Annotated in this window: 15 protein-coding genes, 2 riboswitches and 2 other annotated features; of the genes, 14 read left to right on the top strand and 1 reads right to left on the bottom strand. The window is 31.3% G+C overall.

Annotation, left to right across the window (positions count from 1 at the left end; genetic code table 11):
• Positions 1-522: 522 nt before the first annotated feature.
• Positions 523-716 (bottom strand) — a binding site (T-box leader).
• 390 nt (positions 717-1,106) lie between these two features.
• Positions 1,107-1,305 (top strand) — a binding site (T-box leader).
• Between the two features lie 91 nt (positions 1,306-1,396).
• The 7 genes from I6U48_RS07160 to I6U48_RS07130 all read left to right on the top strand — a co-directional run bounded on the left by I6U48_RS07160 (position 1,397) and on the right by I6U48_RS07130 (position 8,957).
• Positions 1,397-2,590, top strand: coding sequence for an aminotransferase-like domain-containing protein (locus I6U48_RS07160; RefSeq protein WP_218319733.1), 1,194 nt, complete (start codon positions 1,397-1,399; stop codon positions 2,588-2,590).
• Positions 2,591-2,712: 122 nt separating this feature from the next.
• The gene (gene ilvC, locus I6U48_RS07155; RefSeq protein ID WP_218319732.1) at positions 2,713-3,714 is read left to right on the top strand and encodes a ketol-acid reductoisomerase; all 1,002 of its coding nucleotides are present in this window, start codon (positions 2,713-2,715) and stop codon (positions 3,712-3,714) included.
• Between the two features lie 31 nt (positions 3,715-3,745).
• The gene (gene ilvB, locus I6U48_RS07150; RefSeq protein WP_218319731.1) at positions 3,746-5,407 is read left to right on the top strand and encodes a biosynthetic-type acetolactate synthase large subunit; all 1,662 of its coding nucleotides are present in this window, start codon (positions 3,746-3,748) and stop codon (positions 5,405-5,407) included.
• A 364-nt stretch (positions 5,408-5,771) separates the two neighbouring features.
• Entirely contained in the window at positions 5,772-6,185 is a 414-nt protein-coding gene (locus I6U48_RS07145; protein WP_218319730.1) for a hypothetical protein, read from the top strand.
• A gap of 51 nt (positions 6,186-6,236) precedes the next feature.
• Positions 6,237-7,391 carry an amidohydrolase gene (locus I6U48_RS07140; protein ID WP_218319729.1) on the top strand — a complete coding sequence of 385 codons (1,155 nt, stop codon included), beginning with the start codon at positions 6,237-6,239 and terminating at the stop codon, positions 7,389-7,391.
• 40 nt (positions 7,392-7,431) lie between these two features.
• Entirely contained in the window at positions 7,432-8,055 is a 624-nt protein-coding gene (locus I6U48_RS07135) for an MtnX-like HAD-IB family phosphatase (RefSeq protein WP_218319728.1), read from the top strand.
• A gap of 44 nt (positions 8,056-8,099) precedes the next feature.
• Positions 8,100-8,957, top strand: coding sequence for a YitT family protein (locus tag I6U48_RS07130; RefSeq protein ID WP_218319727.1), 858 nt, complete (start codon positions 8,100-8,102; stop codon positions 8,955-8,957).
• A 5-nt stretch (positions 8,958-8,962) separates the two neighbouring features.
• On the opposite strand, the gene I6U48_RS07125 is transcribed toward I6U48_RS07130, so the two are convergent.
• Positions 8,963-9,418 carry a hypothetical protein gene (locus I6U48_RS07125; protein ID WP_218319726.1) on the bottom strand — a complete coding sequence of 152 codons (456 nt, stop codon included), beginning with the start codon at positions 9,416-9,418 and terminating at the stop codon, positions 8,963-8,965.
• A 161-nt stretch (positions 9,419-9,579) separates the two neighbouring features.
• On the opposite strand from I6U48_RS07125, the gene I6U48_RS07120 reads away from it, so the two are divergent.
• The 7 genes from I6U48_RS07120 to gcvPB all read left to right on the top strand — a co-directional run bounded on the left by I6U48_RS07120 (position 9,580) and on the right by gcvPB (position 19,810).
• Positions 9,580-12,720, top strand: a complete 3,141-nt coding sequence (locus I6U48_RS07120; protein WP_218319725.1) for a DEAD/DEAH box helicase — start codon at positions 9,580-9,582, stop codon at positions 12,718-12,720.
• A gap of 40 nt (positions 12,721-12,760) precedes the next feature.
• Positions 12,761-12,872: riboswitch (TPP riboswitch) on the top strand.
• A gap of 167 nt (positions 12,873-13,039) precedes the next feature.
• A complete protein-coding gene (gene thiC, locus I6U48_RS07115) occupies positions 13,040-14,350 on the top strand; it encodes a phosphomethylpyrimidine synthase ThiC (RefSeq protein ID WP_218319724.1) in 1,311 nt (436 codons plus the stop codon).
• 89 nt (positions 14,351-14,439) lie between these two features.
• Positions 14,440-15,123: a flagellar brake protein gene (locus tag I6U48_RS07110; RefSeq protein ID WP_218319723.1), complete on the top strand. Its 684-nt coding sequence runs from the start codon at positions 14,440-14,442 to the stop codon at positions 15,121-15,123.
• Between the two features lie 211 nt (positions 15,124-15,334).
• A riboswitch (glycine riboswitch) is annotated at positions 15,335-15,430 on the top strand.
• Between the two features lie 63 nt (positions 15,431-15,493).
• On the top strand, positions 15,494-16,600 hold the full coding sequence (gcvT, locus tag I6U48_RS07105) for a glycine cleavage system aminomethyltransferase GcvT (RefSeq protein WP_218319722.1): 1,107 nt from the start codon (positions 15,494-15,496) through the stop codon (positions 16,598-16,600).
• A gap of 24 nt (positions 16,601-16,624) precedes the next feature.
• Positions 16,625-17,002 carry a glycine cleavage system protein GcvH gene (gene gcvH, locus I6U48_RS07100; protein ID WP_218319721.1) on the top strand — a complete coding sequence of 126 codons (378 nt, stop codon included), beginning with the start codon at positions 16,625-16,627 and terminating at the stop codon, positions 17,000-17,002.
• Between the two features lie 10 nt (positions 17,003-17,012).
• Complete coding sequence (gene gcvPA, locus I6U48_RS07095; RefSeq protein WP_246615232.1) at positions 17,013-18,356, top strand: aminomethyl-transferring glycine dehydrogenase subunit GcvPA; 1,344 nt, start codon at positions 17,013-17,015, stop codon at positions 18,354-18,356.
• Positions 18,356-19,810 carry an aminomethyl-transferring glycine dehydrogenase subunit GcvPB gene (gene gcvPB, locus I6U48_RS07090; RefSeq protein WP_218319720.1) on the top strand — a complete coding sequence of 485 codons (1,455 nt, stop codon included), beginning with the start codon at positions 18,356-18,358 and terminating at the stop codon, positions 19,808-19,810. Before gcvPA ends, gcvPB begins: the two co-directional genes overlap by 1 nt.
• Positions 19,811-19,889: the final 79 nt, after the last annotated feature.

Here is a 19,889-nt window from a genome sequence, read left to right as displayed (position 1 = left end):
TTTGACTGTGGTTATCTATATTTGCTATACCAATCAAAGGTTTCTCTAAATCCGCTGGTAAATATCCCATAGAATAAAATAATGAACGCTGCGGAGCGCGAGCAACACCCACTGTAAATTCTTTACTTCTCCAATTCAACTTTGTCATAATAAATAACCCCCTAAAATTCTGTGTTATAGTTAACTATAGATACCCATAGCCGACACTTAACTTATACTCCGGGATATATTGGCATTCTTCCGGCACAATAAATACTTTTGATAAGTCTAAAGCTCCGTATTTTGAAAGTCTAAGAACCATTGATAAACTCGTACCTCAAACAAATCAATAGTCCTAAGACTTTCTAAAATACTTCACTAAGACTTATAACAAAAGTATTTAATTGTGCCTTCCAGAATGTCAATATATCCCTGCGCATAAGTTAAGTGTCTGGTGTTGGTATCTATACTATATCCCATACTGGTCACTAATCTCGTAATTAATATTTAAATTTATGCAAATAAAAAACAGACCAACACCCACAATGGGGCGAGGTCTGTCGCGGTACCACCCAAATTTTAACTTAGTTATCATAACGGCAAATGCCGGCACAGCTTACTAAAATTCAGCCTGCAACTCAAGGGTGATCTTCAACAACATTGGTTTATGGGCTTTCACCTAATCCCACTCTCTTTAAAACATAGCTTTGCTTACTTATCCCTATCAAAGTTTTTTATAGTATTGTAAATTAATATACTATAAAATCATTTTAATGTCAATGAATTTAGTATAAAAAAATTATTTAGACTTGTTTAGAAAAATGATTTTTTTGTTTTGAATTATTTCAAAAAATGAAGGAAAATTAGCAAATGCTTTATAAGAGAATGTGATAACGTTTAAATAAAATATTTCTGAAATAAAATTAATTTATTAAAGAATCCCGTAATATCAATGTTTTTATGTGAAATATAATAAAAACACTATAATGTAGAAATACGAGTAAAGATAAAAAATTTAAAAATTAAAATTAAAAAAATATATTGACAAGTGCAAGAGAAAGTATTATCATTTTCACTAACAACGATGAATGAATAAACAAATTCATCCATATAAATAAATCCATAAAATAAAAACTACGATAGGGACGAGTAAATAGCGAAAGATTTTAAAGAGAGTGGGGTTAGGTGAAAGCTCACAAATTGGAAGCCTTTGAAAATCACCCTGGAGTTGCAGACTGAAATATAAGTAAGTTGTGCCGGCGTTTGTCGTTATAAAATAAAGTAAAAAATTTGGGTGGTACCGCGGTCAAACTTCTCGCCCCAGGCAGAGGTTTGATTTTTTTTATGCTTTTTTATGTATATGATATACAATATACAATTTTAATATTGATAATACTAATACAAGGAGTGGTAGTTTATGAAAAATAAATTTGCTAAAAGACTTAGCACTGGAGGCAGCAGCGAAGCTGATGAAATAATTGCACTGATAATGAAGCTCACTGAAATGCCAGAAGTAATATCATTTGCGGGAGGATTGCCAGATGGTGAACTTTTCCCAGTTGAAGAAATGAAAAGTATTACACATAAAATATTAAGTGAAGATGGTAACAATGCTCTCCAGTACAGTGGAACACAAGGATTAAAAGAGCTTAGACAGAGCATTGCAGAACAAATTATGAAGGATGCTGGTGTAGAAGCTACAGCAGATAACATAATGATAACTTGTGGTTCACAGCAGGGGTTGGAGTTCTCAGGAAGAATATTTTTGGATGAAGGTGATGTAGTTATATGTGAAAGTCCTAGTTATGTGGGAGCAATAACTGCTTTTCAGCCATATGGGCCTAAATTTGTTGAGGTAAAAATGGATCAAGATGGCATGATAATGGAAGAACTTGAAGAAGCATTAAAGAATAATCCTAATACTAAATTTATATATACAGTGCCAGATTTTCAAAATCCAACAGGCATAACAATGACAGTTGAAAGAAGAAAAAGATTAGTTGAACTAGCAAGAAAATACGATGTTCTAATATTAGAGGATAACCCTTATGGAAATTTAATATTTGAGGGAGAAAGACTTCCTGCTATCAAAAGCTTTGATACAGATGATCGTGTAATATACCATGGGACGTTTTCAAAAATATTTTGTCCAGGCCTAAGAATTGGTTGGTTATGTACAACTAAAGAGTTTTTGGATCAATATTTAGTAGTTAAGCAATCTGTGGATTTACAAACAAATACTATGGCTCAAAAGGAAACTGCTTTATATATGAAAATGTTTGATTTAAAGGCAAATGTAAATAAGATAATTGATGTTTATAGAAGAAGAAAAGACTTAATGCTGAAAACTATGAAGGAAGAATTTCCTGAGAATTGTTCATTTACACATCCTAAAGGCGGGCTTTTTCTCTGGGTAACGCTGCCAGAAGATAAAGATTCATCTGAGGTACTCAAAAAAGCAATGGAAATGAGAGTAGGCTTTGTACCAGGAATAGCATTTTATCCTAATGGAAACCACAGAAATAATTTTAGATTAAATTTTTCAAGTATGAAAGATGAACAAATAGTTGAAGGAATAAAAAGACTTGGAAAAGTTTTGAAAAGCTTATAATGTATATTTTTTTCAACTTTTATAAGTTAAAAAAATACATAAAATAAAATATTTTCAAATAAGATTATCAAATTTCTTTAGATAATATAAAAAATAATAGCTATATTTTAGGAGGATTTAAAATGGAAAGATTAAAAGTTTATTATGATAATGATGCAAATTTAAATTTATTAGAAGGAAAGAAAGTAGCTGTAATAGGTTATGGAAGTCAAGGTCATGCGCATGCACTAAACTTAAAGGATAGTGGAGTTGATGTAGTAGTTGGTCTATACAAAGGAAGTAAGTCTTGGGAGGTAGCAGAAGAAGCTGGTTTAAGAGTATTAGAAGTAGCCGAAGCTGTAAAAGAATCAGATTTTATAATGGTATTAATACCAGATGAAAAACAAAGCAAAGTATACAAAGAAAATGTAGAACCAAATCTATGTGAAGGAAAAGCATTAATGTTTGCTCATGGCTTCAATATTCATTTTAATCAAATAGTTCCACCAGCTAATGTAGATGTACTTATGGTAGCACCAAAAGGTCCAGGACATACTGTTAGAAGTGAGTACCTTGCAGGAAAAGGAGTTCCTTGTCTATTTGCAGTTTATCAGGATTACAGTGGAAGAGCTCACGATTACGCACTTGCTTATGCAAAAGGAATAGGTGGGGCAAGAGCAGGGGTACTTCAGACAACCTTTAAAGATGAGACTGAAACAGATCTATTTGGAGAACAAGCAGTACTTTGTGGAGGTGTAAGTGAACTTATAAAAGCTGGCTTTGAGACTCTAACTGAAGCAGGTTACTCACCAGAAAACGCTTATTTTGAATGTCTACATGAAATGAAACTTATTGTAGACCTAATGAGTCAAGGTGGATTAAGCTACATGAGATATTCCATAAGTGATACAGCTGAATATGGAGATTACTGTACAGGAAGTAGATTAATAACTGAAGATACAAGAAAAGAAATGAAGAAAATACTTAGTGAAATTCAAGATGGAACTTTTGCAAGAAACTGGATGGTAGAAAATCAAGTTAATAGACCTTACTTTTATGCAAAAAGAAGAAAAGAACAAAATCATCCTATAGAAAAAGTTGGTAAAGAGCTCAGAGCTATGATGCCATGGATCGAAAATAAATAAATTTTTCTAAACTATTTAAGGGGGTATCATTATGAAGTTGACAGGAGCAGAAGTATTATTAGAATGTTTAAAAGAGCAGGGTATAGACACAATATTTGGTTATCCAGGTGGAGCAGTGTTGCCAATTTATGATGCCCTGTATAAAAATAGAGAAATAACTCATATATTAACAGCGCATGAGCAGGGGGCTACTCATGCTGCTGATGGATATGCAAGATCTACAGGAAAAGTGGGAGTTGTTCTTGCAACCTCTGGTCCAGGAGCTACCAATACAGTTACGGGTATAGCTACTGCATATGGAGATTCAGTTCCATTAGTAGTATTTACAGGACAGGTTCCTCAAAGTCTGCTTGGAAAGGATTCTTTTCAAGAAGTAAATATTGTAGATATAACAACATCTATAACAAAGAAAAATTATATTGTAAGAGAATCTGATAAACTTGCAAGCACTATAAGAGAAGCTTTTGATGTAGCAAGAAGCGGAAGACCAGGACCAGTAGTTGTAGATATACCAAAAGATATACAGATAGCTGAAGTAGAATATAAATGTGTAGAGCCTAAAAAACTTAGAGAAGAAAGATTAAGCGTTACTTGCGATAATGAAGAATTGAGAAAAGCAAAAGAGATCATAAATGGCAGCAAAAGACCAGTAATTTATGCTGGTGGAGGAGTAGTTATCTCTGGTGCACACGATGAACTCATGAGTTTTTCAGAAAAAGTAAACGCACCTGTTACTTGTTCTCTAATGGGAATGGGCGCTTTTCCTGGAACACACGAAAGATATATGGGAATGGTAGGTATGCATGGAAGCAAATGTTCAAACTATGCAGTAACTAATTGTGATGTACTTATAGCAATAGGTGCACGATTTAGTGATCGTGTGGTGAGTAAGGTTGAAGCTTTTGCACCAGATGCCAAGATAATTCATATTGATATTGACCCTAAAGAGTTTGGAAAAAATATTAAAATTGATGTAGCTTTAAAGGGAGACGTAAAAGGAATAATTAAATTACTGACAGAGGAAACTGAGCAAAAAGATAACTCTGAATGGATTGAACAAATCGGAGAGTGGAAAAATTTAAGAACAATGCAAAGTGAAAATTCTCACGTAAGTCCAAAGCTAATCATGGAAAAGTTATTTGATCTTACTGAAGGAGAATGCATTCTAACTACAGAAGTAGGTCAAAATCAAATCTGGACAGCTCAATTTTTTAAATTTATGAAGCCTAGAACCTTCGTATCATCAGGAGGCCTTGGTACCATGGGATTTGGTTTAGGTGCGGCAATAGGATCATGTGTTGGTAATCCAAACAAAAAGGTAATTAATGTCGCTGGAGATGGAAGCTTTAAAATGAATTCTACAGAGTTAGCTACTATAGCAAAATATAAATTGCCTATAATTCAGTTAGTTTTAAATAATCATGCTTTAGGTATGGTACATCAATGGCAAGATATGTTTTATCAGGGAAGATTTTGCCATACACAATTGGGACCAGATGTAGATTTTATAAAGCTTGGTTACGCTTATGGAATACGAACAATGAAAATTCAGAATAATAATGAAATTGAAAGCGTACTAAGCAATGCATTAGAATTAAATGAACCTGTAATTATTGAATGTGAAATAAATAGAGATGAAAAGGTCTTTCCAATCGTACCTCCAGGAGCGGCAATTGCTCAAAGTATAGGATAACTAAGATATTTAGGTTATAGATTTCTTAGGAGTAGAAGAGGAGAAGTATCTTAAAGCTATCAAGAAATAAGGAAAACAAAAAAATGTCAGTGTAGTAGTTCTGCAGGGGCTGAGTTAAGTAGAAAAAATTGCAAAGATCGTTAAGAAAATTGGGGCATAGGTTGTAAATAACCTAAAAAGTAGGAGTTGAAATTAAGAATTTGAGCTCCTACTTTTTTTATTTTATATAATAGTAATTTTAATTCTAATAGAACATCATCAGAAAAGCTTATAAAATAAACAGGAGTGTTAATTAATTAGAGAAAATGGTATAATTTCTAAATATAAGATAGTTATTTAAACGCTAGAAAGGAATTTTAATATAATGGAAGCTATAAAAATAAAAGTACAAATATTTGGAGTAAAGAATGAACTTTTAACAGGTGGTTGTGGATGTGGTAATAAACAAAGTGGTTGTTCAAGTAAAGAAAATTCCTGTAATGGGTGTTCGAGTAAAAATGAATCCTGTGGTGGATGTAAATCAAGTTCCGGAAGGACTCTAGAGGATGCATATAATGAACTTAAAACATTTATTAATGAAAGTGACGTAAAAGATCAGACAATAATTGAATTTGTGGATTTAAATGAGATTAAGCTTGAAGATGAATTTGAAAGAATAAGAAACACAATAGACAAAGGCTTTGAACCACCAATTACAGTAGTTGATGATATAATAAGATACTACGGAGGCATATCAAATAGATTAATTTACAATGATATAAAAGAATTACTAGAATAGAAATCGTTTCTGGTTGAACTTAAGTTTATAGCAGGGAGAGGGGAAGAAAATATGCTTTTGATAAAGAATGGAAAAATAGTAACTATGGCTGGTATCAACTATGAAAATGGAACTATACTTATTAAAAATGGCAAAATTATTGAGGTTGGTGAACAAATAATAGAACAAGATAATATGGAGATTATAGATGCTAAAGGTGGATGGGTTCTTCCAGGCTTGATTGATGCTCATTGTCATTTAGGAATGATTGAAGAAGAAATAGGAGCAGAAGGAAATGATCTAAATGAAATGTCAGATCCTTTAACACCTCACTTAAGGGCCTTAGATGGGATAAATCCTCTTGACCCTGCTTTTAGGGAGGCTGTAAAGGCAGGGATAACAACAGTTATGAGTGGACCAGGGAGCACAAATGTGATAGGAGGACAGTTTATAGTAATAAAAACTAAAGGTGTGTCTGCTGATGAAATGGCAGTTATGCAGCCAGCAGCATTAAAGATAGCTTTGGGTGAGAATCCTAAAAGAATTTATAAAGGTAAGAATAAAATGCCTATGACCAGGATGGGAACCACTGCACTTTTAAGAGAAACACTAATAAAAGGTTTAAATTATAAAACAAAGAAAGATAGGGCGCAAGCTAAAGGAGATAACTTTGATTTGGATATTAAAATGGAAGCTTTAATACCAGTACTAGAGAAAAAAATACCTTTGAAAGCTCATGCACATAGAGCAGATGATATTCTTACGGCTATAAGAATAGCCAAGGAATTTGATGTTTCACTTACAATTGATCATTGCACAGATGGCAATCTTATTGTGGAACAAATAAAGTCTAGCGGTGCTCCGGTTATACTAGGACCAAGTATGACCTTTAGAACTAAAATAGAAACGAAAAATAAATCTTTTGATACTGCAGTGGTATTGAATAATGCAGGTGTTAAACTTGCATTAATGACAGATCACCCAGTAACTCCAATTGAATATCTGCCTATATGTGCCGGATTAGCTGTCAAAGCAGGATTAAGTATGGAAGATGGATTAAAGTCAATAACTATAAATGCAGCAGAAATACTTGGTGTAAGTAATAGGATTGGAAGCATTGAGAAAGGTAAGGATGCTGATATTGCAATATACGATGGTAATCCCATGGAGATATTTACAAATACATTATATACAATCATTAATGGAAGAATAGCTTATAAGAAATAATATACAATCATAAATACATGATATCTTGGAGGGAAAAAATTTGAAAAAAGCATTTGTAGTAGATTTTGATGGAACTATAACCGTAAAAGATGTGGGATTTTCTATAATACAAAAGTTTGCAGGAGAAGGTTGGAGAGAAATAGGAGACCGCTGGATTAGAAAAGAAATAGGCACTTCTGAGTGTGGACAAAAACAATGGGATTTAATTAGGCATAGTGATGAAGAAATAAGAGATTTTGCTGGTAAATTTGAAATAAACCCTGGATTTAAGGAATTTGTGAATATAATAAAAAGAAACTCATATAAGATAATAGTGTTATCTGATGGGTATGATATTTATATAAAGGAAATACTTAGACTTAATAATCTTGAAGATTTGGAACTTTCCTGTAATAGTGCATCTTATGATGAAGGATGGAGACTTTCTTTTTTAAATCAAGACAAAGAATGCAATATGTGCGGAAATTGTAAGAAAAAAATAGTTCAAAGGTTAAAATCTGAAGGCTATGAAGTCTATTATATAGGAGATGGACATTCCGACAGATGTGCTTGTGTCTATGCAGATAAAATATTTGCTAAATCTTTTCTAAAGGAGTATTGCGAGGAGGAAAAGATAGATTACTATGCCTTTGATAATTTTTATGATGTAATGAAGCATATTTAATCATTAACTTTAATATAATTGATTGAGGTTAAGGGGGATATTATATGACAAAAAAAAGTCGGAAATATTTTAGTTTCATTTTTAAAGTTTTTTCAATAATGCTGGGAGCTGCTTTAGCGTCAATTGGCCTTGAAATATTTTTAATTCCTAACAATATAATTGATGGTGGAATAACAGGAATATCAATAATGGCAAGTTACCTAACAAAATTACCGCTAGGAGCATTTATACTTTTGCTCAACATACCGTTTTTTGCTTTAGGGTATAAACAAATAGGAAAAACCTTTACCATATCAACATTATTTGGAGTTTTATGTTTATCTATTGGCGTAAGTATTCTTCATCCTGTTCCAGGTATTACAAAAGATGTCTTTTTAGCAACAATCTTTGGAGGAATTATTTTAGGAGCAGGAGTTGGAATAATAATAAGAAATGGAGGTTCTTTAGATGGTACCGAGATTGTGGCCATAATACTAGATAGAAGGTCAAGCTTTTCAATTGGAGAAATTGTAATGTTCTTTAACTTATTTATATTAGGAACCTCTGGCTTTATATTTGGATGGAATAGAGCTATGTATTCATTAATAGCATATTTCATTGCCTTTAAGGTAATTGATATTACTGTAGAAGGATTGGATGAATCAAAAGCGGTAATTATTATATCTGAAAGACATAAGGATATTTCAGAAGCTCTTATAGATAGACTTGGAAGAGGGGTTACCTTACTTGAAGGAAAGGGTGGCTATAAGGGAATTGCAACGAATGTAATATATGTAGTTGTATCAAGACTTGAAATTGCAAAATTAAAATCAATTGTTCACGGCTTTGATGATGATGCTTTAATTACTATAGGGGGTGTTGAAGTATCAGGGAAAAAATATAAAAAGAGAGCTATCCACTAAGCTCTCTAAACTTTACCTAAAGAAACAGTTCTCAGCCTTTTGCAGTCATCGATATGGTCAGCATATTCAGCCTTCACTCTATTTTCACAATAATCCCAAGCTAAATCTTTTATATCTTTAATTATTTTATTATATTCTATTAATTCATCAATTGATATTTCACCATTCTCCTTTAGCTTTAAGAGTTGCTCATATCTATTGTATGTGGGAACTTGACAATTATTTATATGAGCTATCTCAAGATACATTCTTATCGTAAGTACAACTTCTTCCTTTATTCCATAGGTTAAAGCTGCCATACTTAAAGCTCTTTTGTTTATATGAAGTGTATTAGTGGATTTTTTAAAACTAGTTGCGCATTGAGAGGGATTGTTATCAATAAAAATATTGATATCACTTACTTCTTCTTTCTTAAAAATATTATTGGCTATTAATTTAATATCATCCATACTTAATGACATAATAAACCTCCTTAATTTATATGCTGTACAAAATAGCATACGAAGTATATCCTTTTAAGATGTATAATAACACATGTTAGTAAAAGCATCAAATTGATTATAGGAAGTAAACTAGAAAGGAGATAAAAAATGTATATTTACAGGAACAGAGGAATGAGAAAATGAACCTGAAAGAATTAGATCAAATAATCTTTGAAACATCTTCTAATTTGATGAGAAAAAATGGAGAAAAAATTTTTAGAGATAAGCTAGTTTATAATGTTAAAGGAAAAAAGATAGATAATATTTATCATATATATGGAAATGTATTAAATAATATTAATAAGGATGAAGCTAAAACACACATAAAAGTGAATTTATCGAACAAAAAGTTACATAGTGTAGAATGTACTTGTAACGATTTCAAAGAAATTTCTATAAATAAGAAGTTGTTTATGTGCGAACATTTAACTGCTACAGCATATGCGTTTTTAAGTTTATTGTACAAGAAAAAATCTAGAAAAGAAGATACAAATGAAAATCCGTCTCAAAGTAAGAAAATAAAAGTTGAAGTTGATATTGATGTAAAAGTAATCTGTAAATCTTTAAAAAATACAACAAGTTATGAAGTAGAATTTCGTTTTGGCCATGAACATAAGTATCTAGTTACTGATTTAAGAAACTTTATTGTACATTTAGATAATAAGGAAGATATTCTTTTTAATAATCATTTTGTGTATAATGCAAAAAAATACGTTATTTCCTCTAATAATATAAAAATTATAGATTTTATAAGAAAATATGTTCATGAAAATCAAGGAATTTCAATTGCTGGAAGAAATCTGATACTACAGCCGAATGATTTACGATTGTTTTTAGAATGTATGGATGGAAAAAAAATTTTGTTTAAATACAATGGAATAGAATATAAGACATTTGTATTAAAAAAAGATTTACCTCTAAGTTTTACGTTAAAAGAAAAAAATCAGCAGTTTGTTTTAACAACTCATAGGAGGCTTCCAATTTCCTTAAATACTAATAAAGATGTATATTTTTTTGAATATCAACTTTATCTGCCATCATTAAGTCAAATTGAAAAATATGGCCCTTTATATAAAAGATTTCAAGGAGAAGGTAAAATTTTATTTAATATGACTTTAAAAAACTATAATAAAATTACTTATCTGCTAAAAGAAATTTCGGAGGATATTAATATCGCAGAAAATATAAGGGAATTTGCATCTAGTTCATTGAAGTTTGATTTTTTGCTTTATAAAATGGAGGATAATATTTATTGTGATGTTCATGCAAGTTATTATGGTGAAAGCATTAATATATTAAAATATGATAACAATAAGATAGAATTCTTGAGAGACTATAGCAAAGAAGAAAAAGTTGCAATGAAACTAGAATACTATAAGTTTATTAAAAGAAAAGATAGATTCTTGTTTACTGGTGGAGATGAAGAGCTTTTTAACCTACTAAACCCACAAGAAAATACCATCCATTCTTTAGGTACTATTATTCTTGGAAGAGGATTAGAGGACATAAAAATATTTGATTCATCTTTTATTCAAATAGATTTGAATGAAGAAAAAGGATATTTATATCTTAGATATAATATTGAAGATATTCCAAAGGAAGAGTTTAGAAATATATATGAAAGCTATAAAGCTAACAATAAGTTCTATAAAACCAGAAATAATAAGTTCATTGACTTCCAAGATGAGGACATAAAAAGCTTTATGAACTTACTTGAGGTTTTAGAGGTTGATAAAAATATAGATAAAGGCTTGTTGAAATTAGAAAAAAATAAAGCCTTTTATATAATGGAAAATTTAAAATATAAAAATTTTAAGTTTGGCAGTGGCATTAATTTGCTAGAAGATAAATTTACTAAGATGAATGAAGAAAAAGTGATTTTACCTAAAAATCTAAAAGCAGTACTTAGAGAATATCAAATAAGTGGATTTAAATGGCTTAAAAATTTAAGTGAATTAGAGCTTGGCGGAATTCTCGCAGATGAAATGGGACTTGGTAAGACAGTTCAAACTATAGCCTTTCTTACAGCAGAAGAAAATAAAAAGTCTTTAATAGTTACTCCTACTGCCTTAATTTATAACTGGAAAAATGAAATAGAAAGATTTGCACCTAAATTAAAAGTCATAATTCTACATGGAAACATAAGAAAATATGAAGAAATAATGAGTAGATTAGAGGAGTTCTCTATAGTTTTAACTACCTATGGTACCTTAAGAAATAATATTGAAAAATATAAGGAAATTCAATTTGACTACTGTATCATAGATGAAGCCCAAAATATAAAAAATCCAGGAGCTCAAAGTACAAAGGCAGTAAAAGAAATTGATGCAAAAGTAAAATTTGCACTTACTGGAACTCCTATTGAGAATAATTTAAATGAGCTTTGGTCAATATTTGATTTTATCATGCCTGGATATTTATATTCAAAAGAAACCTTTGACGAAAAATTTGTTTCAAATATTGAGTGTGATTTAGAAGAACTTAAGTTATTAATAAAGCCCTTTATACTAAGAAGGACTAAAAAAGAAGTTGCAAAAGATCTACCGGATAAAATAGAAAGTCAAATATTGGTTGAAATGACATCGGTGCAAAAGTCATTGTATAATTCTTATATAAAAAATATACAAGAAAAAATGAAAAATAAAGCGGATAACAATATAGAGATTTTAACTTATTTAACAAAATTAAGACAAATTTGCTTAGATCCCTCACTTATATTTGATGAATACAAAGGTGGAAGTGGAAAATTCAAAGTTGCAATGTCCCTGATAGAAGAGCAGGCAGCTTCTGGTGAAAAACTTTTGCTCTTTTCTCAATTTACATCTGTATTGAAAAAGATAGCTAAATTATTGGAGGATAAAGCTATAAATTATCTATATTTAGATGGTTCTACTAGCTCTAAAGAAAGAATCAGATTAGTTAATGAATTTAATAGCAGTGATGAGTCAAAGATATTTTTAATTTCTTTAAAGGCAGGAGGAACTGGACTTAATTTAACTTCTGCAACCTTAGTTATTCATTTTGATCCATGGTGGAATCCAGCGGTGGAAGATCAGGCAACAGATAGGGCACACAGAATCGGTCAAAAAAATGTGGTGGAAGTAGTTAAATTAGTTGCAAGAGGAACTATAGAAGAAAAAATTATATTACTTCAGGAACATAAAAAAGAATTGATCGGCAGTATAATAACAGATGAATTAAAAAGCAATGATGTTATAAATAAGTTATCACGAGAAGAGCTATTGAAGCTTTTTGATAGAGATATTAAAAGTTATAATTGAATATAAAGGTATATTATGTTAATATATATTAAGAAGTGAATAGAAAACACAGGGGGGTTGGATTGGCCAACTGAGAGTAAGAACCTTAATTCTTTGACCCTATGAACCTGAACTGGATAATACCAGCGTAGGAAGTTGTTTTAGTTGAATTATATTTGTATAAGTTGTTAATTATAAAACACAAATCCTATGGATTTGTGTTTTTTTATTTTGTGGGTAAACGAAGTTTTATATTAAAGCTTTAAATTTTTAAAATTTTGATATGAACTTTTTATAAATATAAAAAATACAATTTATAATAAAGAGGAGATGTAAATTTATGAATTACACAACACAGATGGATGCTGCAAAAAAAGGATTTATAACAAAAGAGATGGAGATGGTTTCTAAAAAGGAAAACATAGAAATTGAAACATTAAGAGAGCTTGTAGCTGAAGGCAAAATTGTAATACCTGCAAATAAGAATCATAAGGCCTTAAGTGCAGAAGGTGTGGGACAAGGACTTAGAACTAAAATTAATGTTAACTTAGGAATTTCTAAGGATTGTATGAATATAGACATGGAATTAGAAAAAGTTAAGACTGCCATAGAAATGAAAGCTGAAGCAATTATGGATCTAAGTTCCTTTGGAAAGACAGAAGAATTTAGAAAAAAGCTTATAGAAATGTCACCGGCAATGATTGGAACAGTACCTATATATGATGCAGTGGGATTTTATGATAAAGAACTAAGTGATATATCTGCTGAAGAATTTTTAGATGTAGTGGAGAAGCATGCTCAAGATGGAGTAGACTTTATGACAATCCACTGTGGAATAAATAGAGAAACTGCACAGGTTTTTAAAAGAAATAAAAGATTAACAAATATAGTTTCAAGAGGGGGAGCTTTATTATACGCTTGGATGGAGTTAAATAATAAAGAAAATCCGTTTTATGAGCATTATGATAGAGTTCTAGATATATGTGCGAAATATGATGTGACCATAAGTTTAGGTGATGCATGTCGTCCAGGAAGTATTAATGATGCTACTGACGCTAGTCAAATAAAAGAACTTATTACTCTTGGTGAGTTAACTAAAAGAGCTTGGGAGAAAAATGTACAGGTAATAATTGAAGGACCTGGACACATGGCTTTAAATGAAATAGCAGCAAATATGCTTTTAGAGAAAAAATTATGTTTCGGAGCACCTTTTTATGTTTTAGGACCGTTAGTCACAGACATTGCTCCAGGATATGATCATATTACAAGTGCTATAGGTGGAGCCATTGCAGCAGCAAATGGTGCAGATTTTTTATGTTATGTTACACCTGCAGAGCATTTGAGACTTCCTAATTTGGAAGATATGAAAGAAGGAATAATTGCTTCTAAAATAGCAGCTCATGCAGCAGATATAGCTAAGAACGTTAAAGGTGCAAAAGATTGGGATTATAAAATGAGCAAAGCGAGACAAGAGCTTGATTGGAATACAATGTTTGAATTAGCTATTGATCCAGAAAAAGCACGTAGATATAGAAAAGAGTCTACTCCGAAACATGAAGATACTTGTACTATGTGTGGTAAGATGTGTGCTATGAGAAACATGAATAAAGTTATGCAAGGTAAAGATATAAATATTTTAAGAGAAGATTAATACATGTAAGCTTTTCTAATTTTGTAGGAATATTTTAAATTTTAATATATAATAAATATATACTACACTATTAGGGGATGTGACTAGATTTGAGTGAGTTTATCGACTTAAATAATTGTAATAAAGTTATTCAATTATTGCATGAGAGTAGGAGTTGTGCTGGACAAGTGAAGACGGTTTATAAAAACTGCATTCTTGTAAGTATTGATTTTTATGAACACTTTATTTTTCCAGAAAAAAAAGGTATTGAACTTATAATATTACAGGAGCGGAATCTTTTCCTTTGTAGATCAATTGTCCTAGGAGTAAAAAATAATGACAATTATATATATCTGGTATTAAGTCCCCCAGAAACAGTAAGGATTATTGATAGAAGAATATATCATAGAATACCTATTGATTTAAAAATTTATTATCTTCCATTACCTACTAATACCCATTTTCATCTTATGTCAGAAATACCTACGGATATACTGTCAAATCATAAATATGTACCGGGTGTTATAACTGATATAAGTGGAGGAGGACTTAGATTGCAGTGCTTGGATAACTTGGAGATAGGAAGTCAGATAATAGTATGTATAAATATAAAAGGTAGATTGTCCTTGCTTAGTAAAATAACAAGAAAAGAAGTAATTTCTGATCCTAATGAAACCATATACCTTTATGGGATATATTTTGATATTATTACAGAAAAAGAAAGAGAAAAAATAATAGACTTTGTTTTTGAAAACGAAATACATTTAAGGGCGAAAAACAAAATAAGAGCGTGAAATTTGTAAAATTATCAATTTAAATAATAAAAATATATTAATTTCATAAATTTTAGTTGAAAAATATTATGAATTGTTATATAATTAGTGCATAAATAAATCATAATATTTTTCGGATGAATATAGTGTGAGATAACGTTTGTTAACCGAAGGAGCAATGATATAGATTCCACATATATATCAGAAACTTTCAGGTAAATATAGCACTATAGGACGAGACTCTGAAGATACTGTTTTAATTAACAGAACCCAAGGTGCAAGATATGTATATATCGAAACTCTCAGGTAAAAAAACAGAGGACATGTGGGCCAGCTTAAGGTTGGCCTTCATGTCCTTTTTAGTTATTCACAAAAAAGAGGGGGAATTATAATGGAACAATTAAAGAAAACCGCATTATTTAATTCTTATGAGAAATATGGCGGGAAAATCATAGACTTTGCTGGATGGGCGCTGCCAGTACAGTTTGAAGGGATAATCCCTGAACATGAAGCAGTTAGGAGAGCTGCTGGATTATTTGATGTTTCTCATATGGGGGAAGTTGAGGTAAAGGGAGAAGATGCGCTTAGATTTATTCAAAAATTAGTAACTAATGATGTTACATTATTAAAAGACAATCAAGTGCTATATACACTTATGTGTTATCAAGATGGGGGAGTTGTTGATGATTTATTAGTATATAGATTTGATAAAAATAATTTCTTTCTGGTTATAAACGCTGGAAATATAGAAAAGGATTTTGAGTGGATGTTAAGCAATAAAGATAATTTTGATATAAGCTTAATTAATATATCACAATCAATTTCTCAACTTGCAATTCAAGGTCCAAAAGCAGAAAGTATACTTCAAAAGCTCACAGATATGCCATTAAAGGATATAAAGTTTTTCTTTTGCAAAAGAGAGGTTTTGATTAATGGTAAAAAGTGCCTAGTTTCTAGAACTGGTTATACTGGTGAAGATGGTTTTGAACTTTATACTGATACAGAAAATTCGGTAGACTTATGGGATGAAATACTAGCAGCAGGAAAAGAAGATGGTTTGAAGCCAGTTGGATTAGGAGCTAGAGATACTTTAAGATTTGAAGTTAATTTACCACTTTATGGCAACGAATTATCAAAATATATTACACCGCTGGAAGCAGATTTGGGGATTTTCGTCAAGTTAAATAAGGAAGATTTTATAGGCAAAAGTGCTCTTATAAAACAAAAACAAGAAGGGTTAAGCCAAAAGCTAGTGGGATTTGAGATGAAAAGCAAATCAATTCCAAGGCATGGTTATGAGGTCTTTATAGGAGAAGAAAAGGTAGGAGTAGTTACAACTGGATATCTTTCACCTTCGTTAAAGAAAAATATAGGATTAGCTCTAATAGACACAAAATATTGTGAACTAGGAACTACAATCTTCATTAAAATTAGAAACAAACTTAATGAAGCAGTAGTAGTTGATAAAAAGTTTTATAAAAAAAATTATAATAAATAAATTAAATTATAGGGGGAATTTTAAATGAAAATATTAAAAGAATTATTGTATAGTAATGATCATGAATGGGTAAAAGTTGAAGGCAATAAGGCATATATAGGTATTACTGATTTTGCACAAAATTCACTAGGAGAAATAGTTTTTGTAGAATTACCAGAGCTTGATACAGAGTTTTCAAAAAATGATTGTTTCGGAGTTGTTGAATCAGTAAAGGCAGCTTCAGATTTATGCATTCCAATTAGTGGAAAAGTAGTAGAAATAAACGAAAGTTTAGAGGATAGTCCTGAATTAGTTAATGATGACCCTTATGGAAGCTGGATGATTGCTGTTCAAATAGAAGATAAAACAACAGAGCTTGATGATTTGTTAAAAGCTGAGGAATATGAAAAAATATGTGATTAGGAGGGGTATTATGCATCCATATTTGCCGTTAACAGAAGAAGACAAAGCTATAATGCTAAAGACAATAGGAGTAGATTCTATAGACGAACTTTTTTCAGATATTCCCGGGGCTGTACAACTAAATAGAAAACTAAATATAAATAGGGGTATGTCTGAGATAGAGGTTCAAGCTTATTTAAATAATTTATCTGGCTTAAATAAAAACTGTAATGATTTGGTATGCTTTTTAGGTGCAGGAGCCTATGATCATTATATACCTTCATTGACTAAGCATATTGTATCAAGATCGGAGTTTTACACTGCATATACACCTTATCAAGCAGAAATAAGTCAAGGAACCCTGCAGGCCATATTTGAATATCAAACAATGATAGCAAATCTTACAGGGATGGATGCTTCAAATGCTTCGATGTATGATGGTGCAACTGCCTGTGCTGAAGCTGCTCAAATGGCAGTGGATTCGACAAGAAGAAAAACAATTTTAGCTTCAAAAACTCTCCATCCAGAAACTAGAAAGGTATTAAATACTTATTTAAAGGTCAAGAATTTAAAACTTGTTGAAATAGATGAGAGTGATGGTGTTACAGACATAGAAAAACTTAAAGCACAGTTAAATAAAGAAGTGGCTGCTGTTATTATTCAGACACCTAACTTCTTTGGAATAATCGAAGAACTTGAAGAAGTAGAAAAAATTGTACATCAAAATAAATCCTTATTAATTGTAAGTTGTGATCCTATATCTCTTGGTGTATTAAAGAATCCAGGAGAATATGGTGCGGATATAGTAGTAGGTGAAGGTCAAGCTTTAGGTAATAATTTAAACTTTGGTGGGCCATATTTAGGATTTTTAGCCACAACAAATAAGTATTTGAGGAAGATGGCTGGAAGAATAGTAGGACAAACGATAGATACAGAAGGAAAGAGAGGATTTGTTCTAACACTTCAGGCAAGAGAACAACACATAAGGAGAGATAAGGCTTCATCAAATATATGCTCGAACCAAGCACTGAATGCATTAACGGCTTTAATATATCTAACTACTCTAGGGAAAAAAGGAATTAGAGAAGTAGCTGTGCAAAGCATGCAGAAATCGCATTACGCCTTTGAACAGATAACAAAGAGCGGAAGATACACTTCAGTATTTAATAAGCCATTTTTTAAAGAATTTGTAGTGACATCAAATAATTCTGCTAAGGATATTAATGAAAAGCTATTAGAAAATAAAATACTTGGTGGATATGAAATAGATAAGGAATACCCTAATTATAAAAATTCAATGCTCTTTTGTGTAACTGAAAAAAGGACAAAGAGCGAAATTGATAAATTGGCATATGTATTGGAGGGAAGCAAATAATGAAAGAATATAATAAAATTATATTTGAACTATCAAAAGAAGGGAGAAAGGCATATTCGCTTCCTTGCTGTGATGTACCCGAAAAAAGTATTGAAGCTTTAATTCCTAAAGAATTGTTAAGTGAAAAGGAGCCTGAACTTCCAGAGGTTAGTGAAGTCGATGTAGTTAGACATTTCACACTAATTTCAAATAAAAATTATGGGGTTGATTCGGGTTTTTATCCTCTAGGTTCCTGTACTATGAAATACAATCCTAAAATTAATGAAGATATGTCTGCGTTACCAGGATTCTTAAATATTCACCCTTATCAGTCAGAAGATACTGTACAGGGTGCTTTAAAGTTAATGTATGAACTTAGTGAAAAGCTAGCAGAAATAGTCGGGCTTGAGGCCGTGTCTCTACAGCCAGCGGCAGGAGCTCATGGTGAGTTATCAGGACTTATGGTCATTAAAGCCTATCATGAAAAAAGAGGGGATTTTAAAAGAAAAAATATAATAGTTCCTGATTCAGCACATGGCACAAACCCAGCCTCAGCATCAGTAGCTGGCTTTAATGTAATAGAGGTAAAATCAGATTGTGATGGTGCAGTAGATATTGAAGACCTAAAAACTGTTTTAAATGATGAAACTGCAGGTTTAATGCTTACTAACCCAAGTACCTTAGGACTATTTGAAAAAAACATAATAAAAATAGCTAAGCTTGTTCATGAAGCCGGAGGATTACTCTACTATGATGGTGCCAATATGAATGCCATAATGGGGATAACAAGACCAGGAGATATGGGATTTGATGTATGTCATTTGAATTTACACAAAACATTTTCAACTCCCCATGGTGGAGGAGGTCCTGGGAGTGGTCCAATAGGAGTTAGAAAAGATTTAATAGAATTCCTGCCAAAACCAATTATATCAAAAAAGGATGAAAAATATTATTTAGATTATGATTTGCCTTATTCAATTGGAAAAGTGAAGAGTTTTTATGGTAATTTTGGAGTTATGGTTAAGGCATTTTCATATATTTTAACTATGGGTGCAGTAGGACTAAAAGAAGTAAGTGAAGCTGCAGTCTTAAATGCGAACTATTTGAGAGCTAAATTAAAAGAGTATTATAACTTGCCTATGGATAATATATGTAAACATGAATTTGTGTTAGCAGGCTTAAAAGATAATGAAAATGATGTATCAACTCTAGATGTTGCAAAAAGGTTGCTGGACTATGGATATCATCCTCCAACAATTTATTTTCCATTAATTGTTCATGAGGCGTTAATGATAGAGCCAACAGAAACAGAGAAACTTGAAACTCTTAATGAATTTATTGATGCTATGATTAAAATTGCTGAAGAAGCAAAAGAAAATCCTAATATTGTTAAATCAGCGCCCAATTGTACAGAAATTAAAAGACTGGATGAAGTTAAGGCAGCAAGATCTCCAATATTAAAGTGGAGTAAATAATATAGACATTCACGTTACGGCCGACACTTAATCTATACTCCGATAGATGTTACCAAGGCAGAAAGTAGACTTATACGCA

It is taken from the genome of Clostridium thailandense (assembly GCF_019207025.1).
In the GTDB taxonomy this organism is placed as follows: Bacteria; Bacillota; Clostridia; order Clostridiales; family Clostridiaceae; genus Clostridium_AM; species Clostridium_AM thailandense.
Note: the sequence above shows the minus strand (reverse complement) of the source record. Positions and strands in the feature narration are given on the sequence as shown.

Excerpts from the sequence above, each read along its gene's own strand:
- I6U48_RS07160 (WP_218319733.1), top strand. The coding sequence starts at position 1,397 with ATGAAAAATAAATTTGCTAAAAGACTTAGCACTGGAGGCAGCAGCGAA.
- ilvC (WP_218319732.1), top strand. The coding sequence starts at position 2,713 with ATGGAAAGATTAAAAGTTTATTATGATAATGATGCAAATTTAAATTTA.
- ilvB (WP_218319731.1), top strand. The coding sequence starts at position 3,746 with ATGAAGTTGACAGGAGCAGAAGTATTATTAGAATGTTTAAAAGAGCAG.
- I6U48_RS07145 (WP_218319730.1), top strand. The coding sequence starts at position 5,772 with ATGGAAGCTATAAAAATAAAAGTACAAATATTTGGAGTAAAGAATGAA.
- I6U48_RS07140 (WP_218319729.1), top strand. The coding sequence starts at position 6,237 with ATGCTTTTGATAAAGAATGGAAAAATAGTAACTATGGCTGGTATCAAC.
- I6U48_RS07130 (WP_218319727.1), top strand. The coding sequence starts at position 8,100 with ATGACAAAAAAAAGTCGGAAATATTTTAGTTTCATTTTTAAAGTTTTT.
- I6U48_RS07125 (WP_218319726.1), bottom strand. The coding sequence starts at position 9,418 with ATGTCATTAAGTATGGATGATATTAAATTAATAGCCAATAATATTTTT.
- I6U48_RS07120 (WP_218319725.1), top strand. The coding sequence starts at position 9,580 with ATGAACCTGAAAGAATTAGATCAAATAATCTTTGAAACATCTTCTAAT.
- thiC (WP_218319724.1), top strand. The coding sequence starts at position 13,040 with ATGAATTACACAACACAGATGGATGCTGCAAAAAAAGGATTTATAACA.
- gcvT (WP_218319722.1), top strand. The coding sequence starts at position 15,494 with ATGGAACAATTAAAGAAAACCGCATTATTTAATTCTTATGAGAAATAT.
- gcvH (WP_218319721.1), top strand. The coding sequence starts at position 16,625 with ATGAAAATATTAAAAGAATTATTGTATAGTAATGATCATGAATGGGTA.
- gcvPA (WP_246615232.1), top strand. The coding sequence starts at position 17,013 with ATGCATCCATATTTGCCGTTAACAGAAGAAGACAAAGCTATAATGCTA.
- gcvPB (WP_218319720.1), top strand. The coding sequence starts at position 18,356 with ATGAAAGAATATAATAAAATTATATTTGAACTATCAAAAGAAGGGAGA.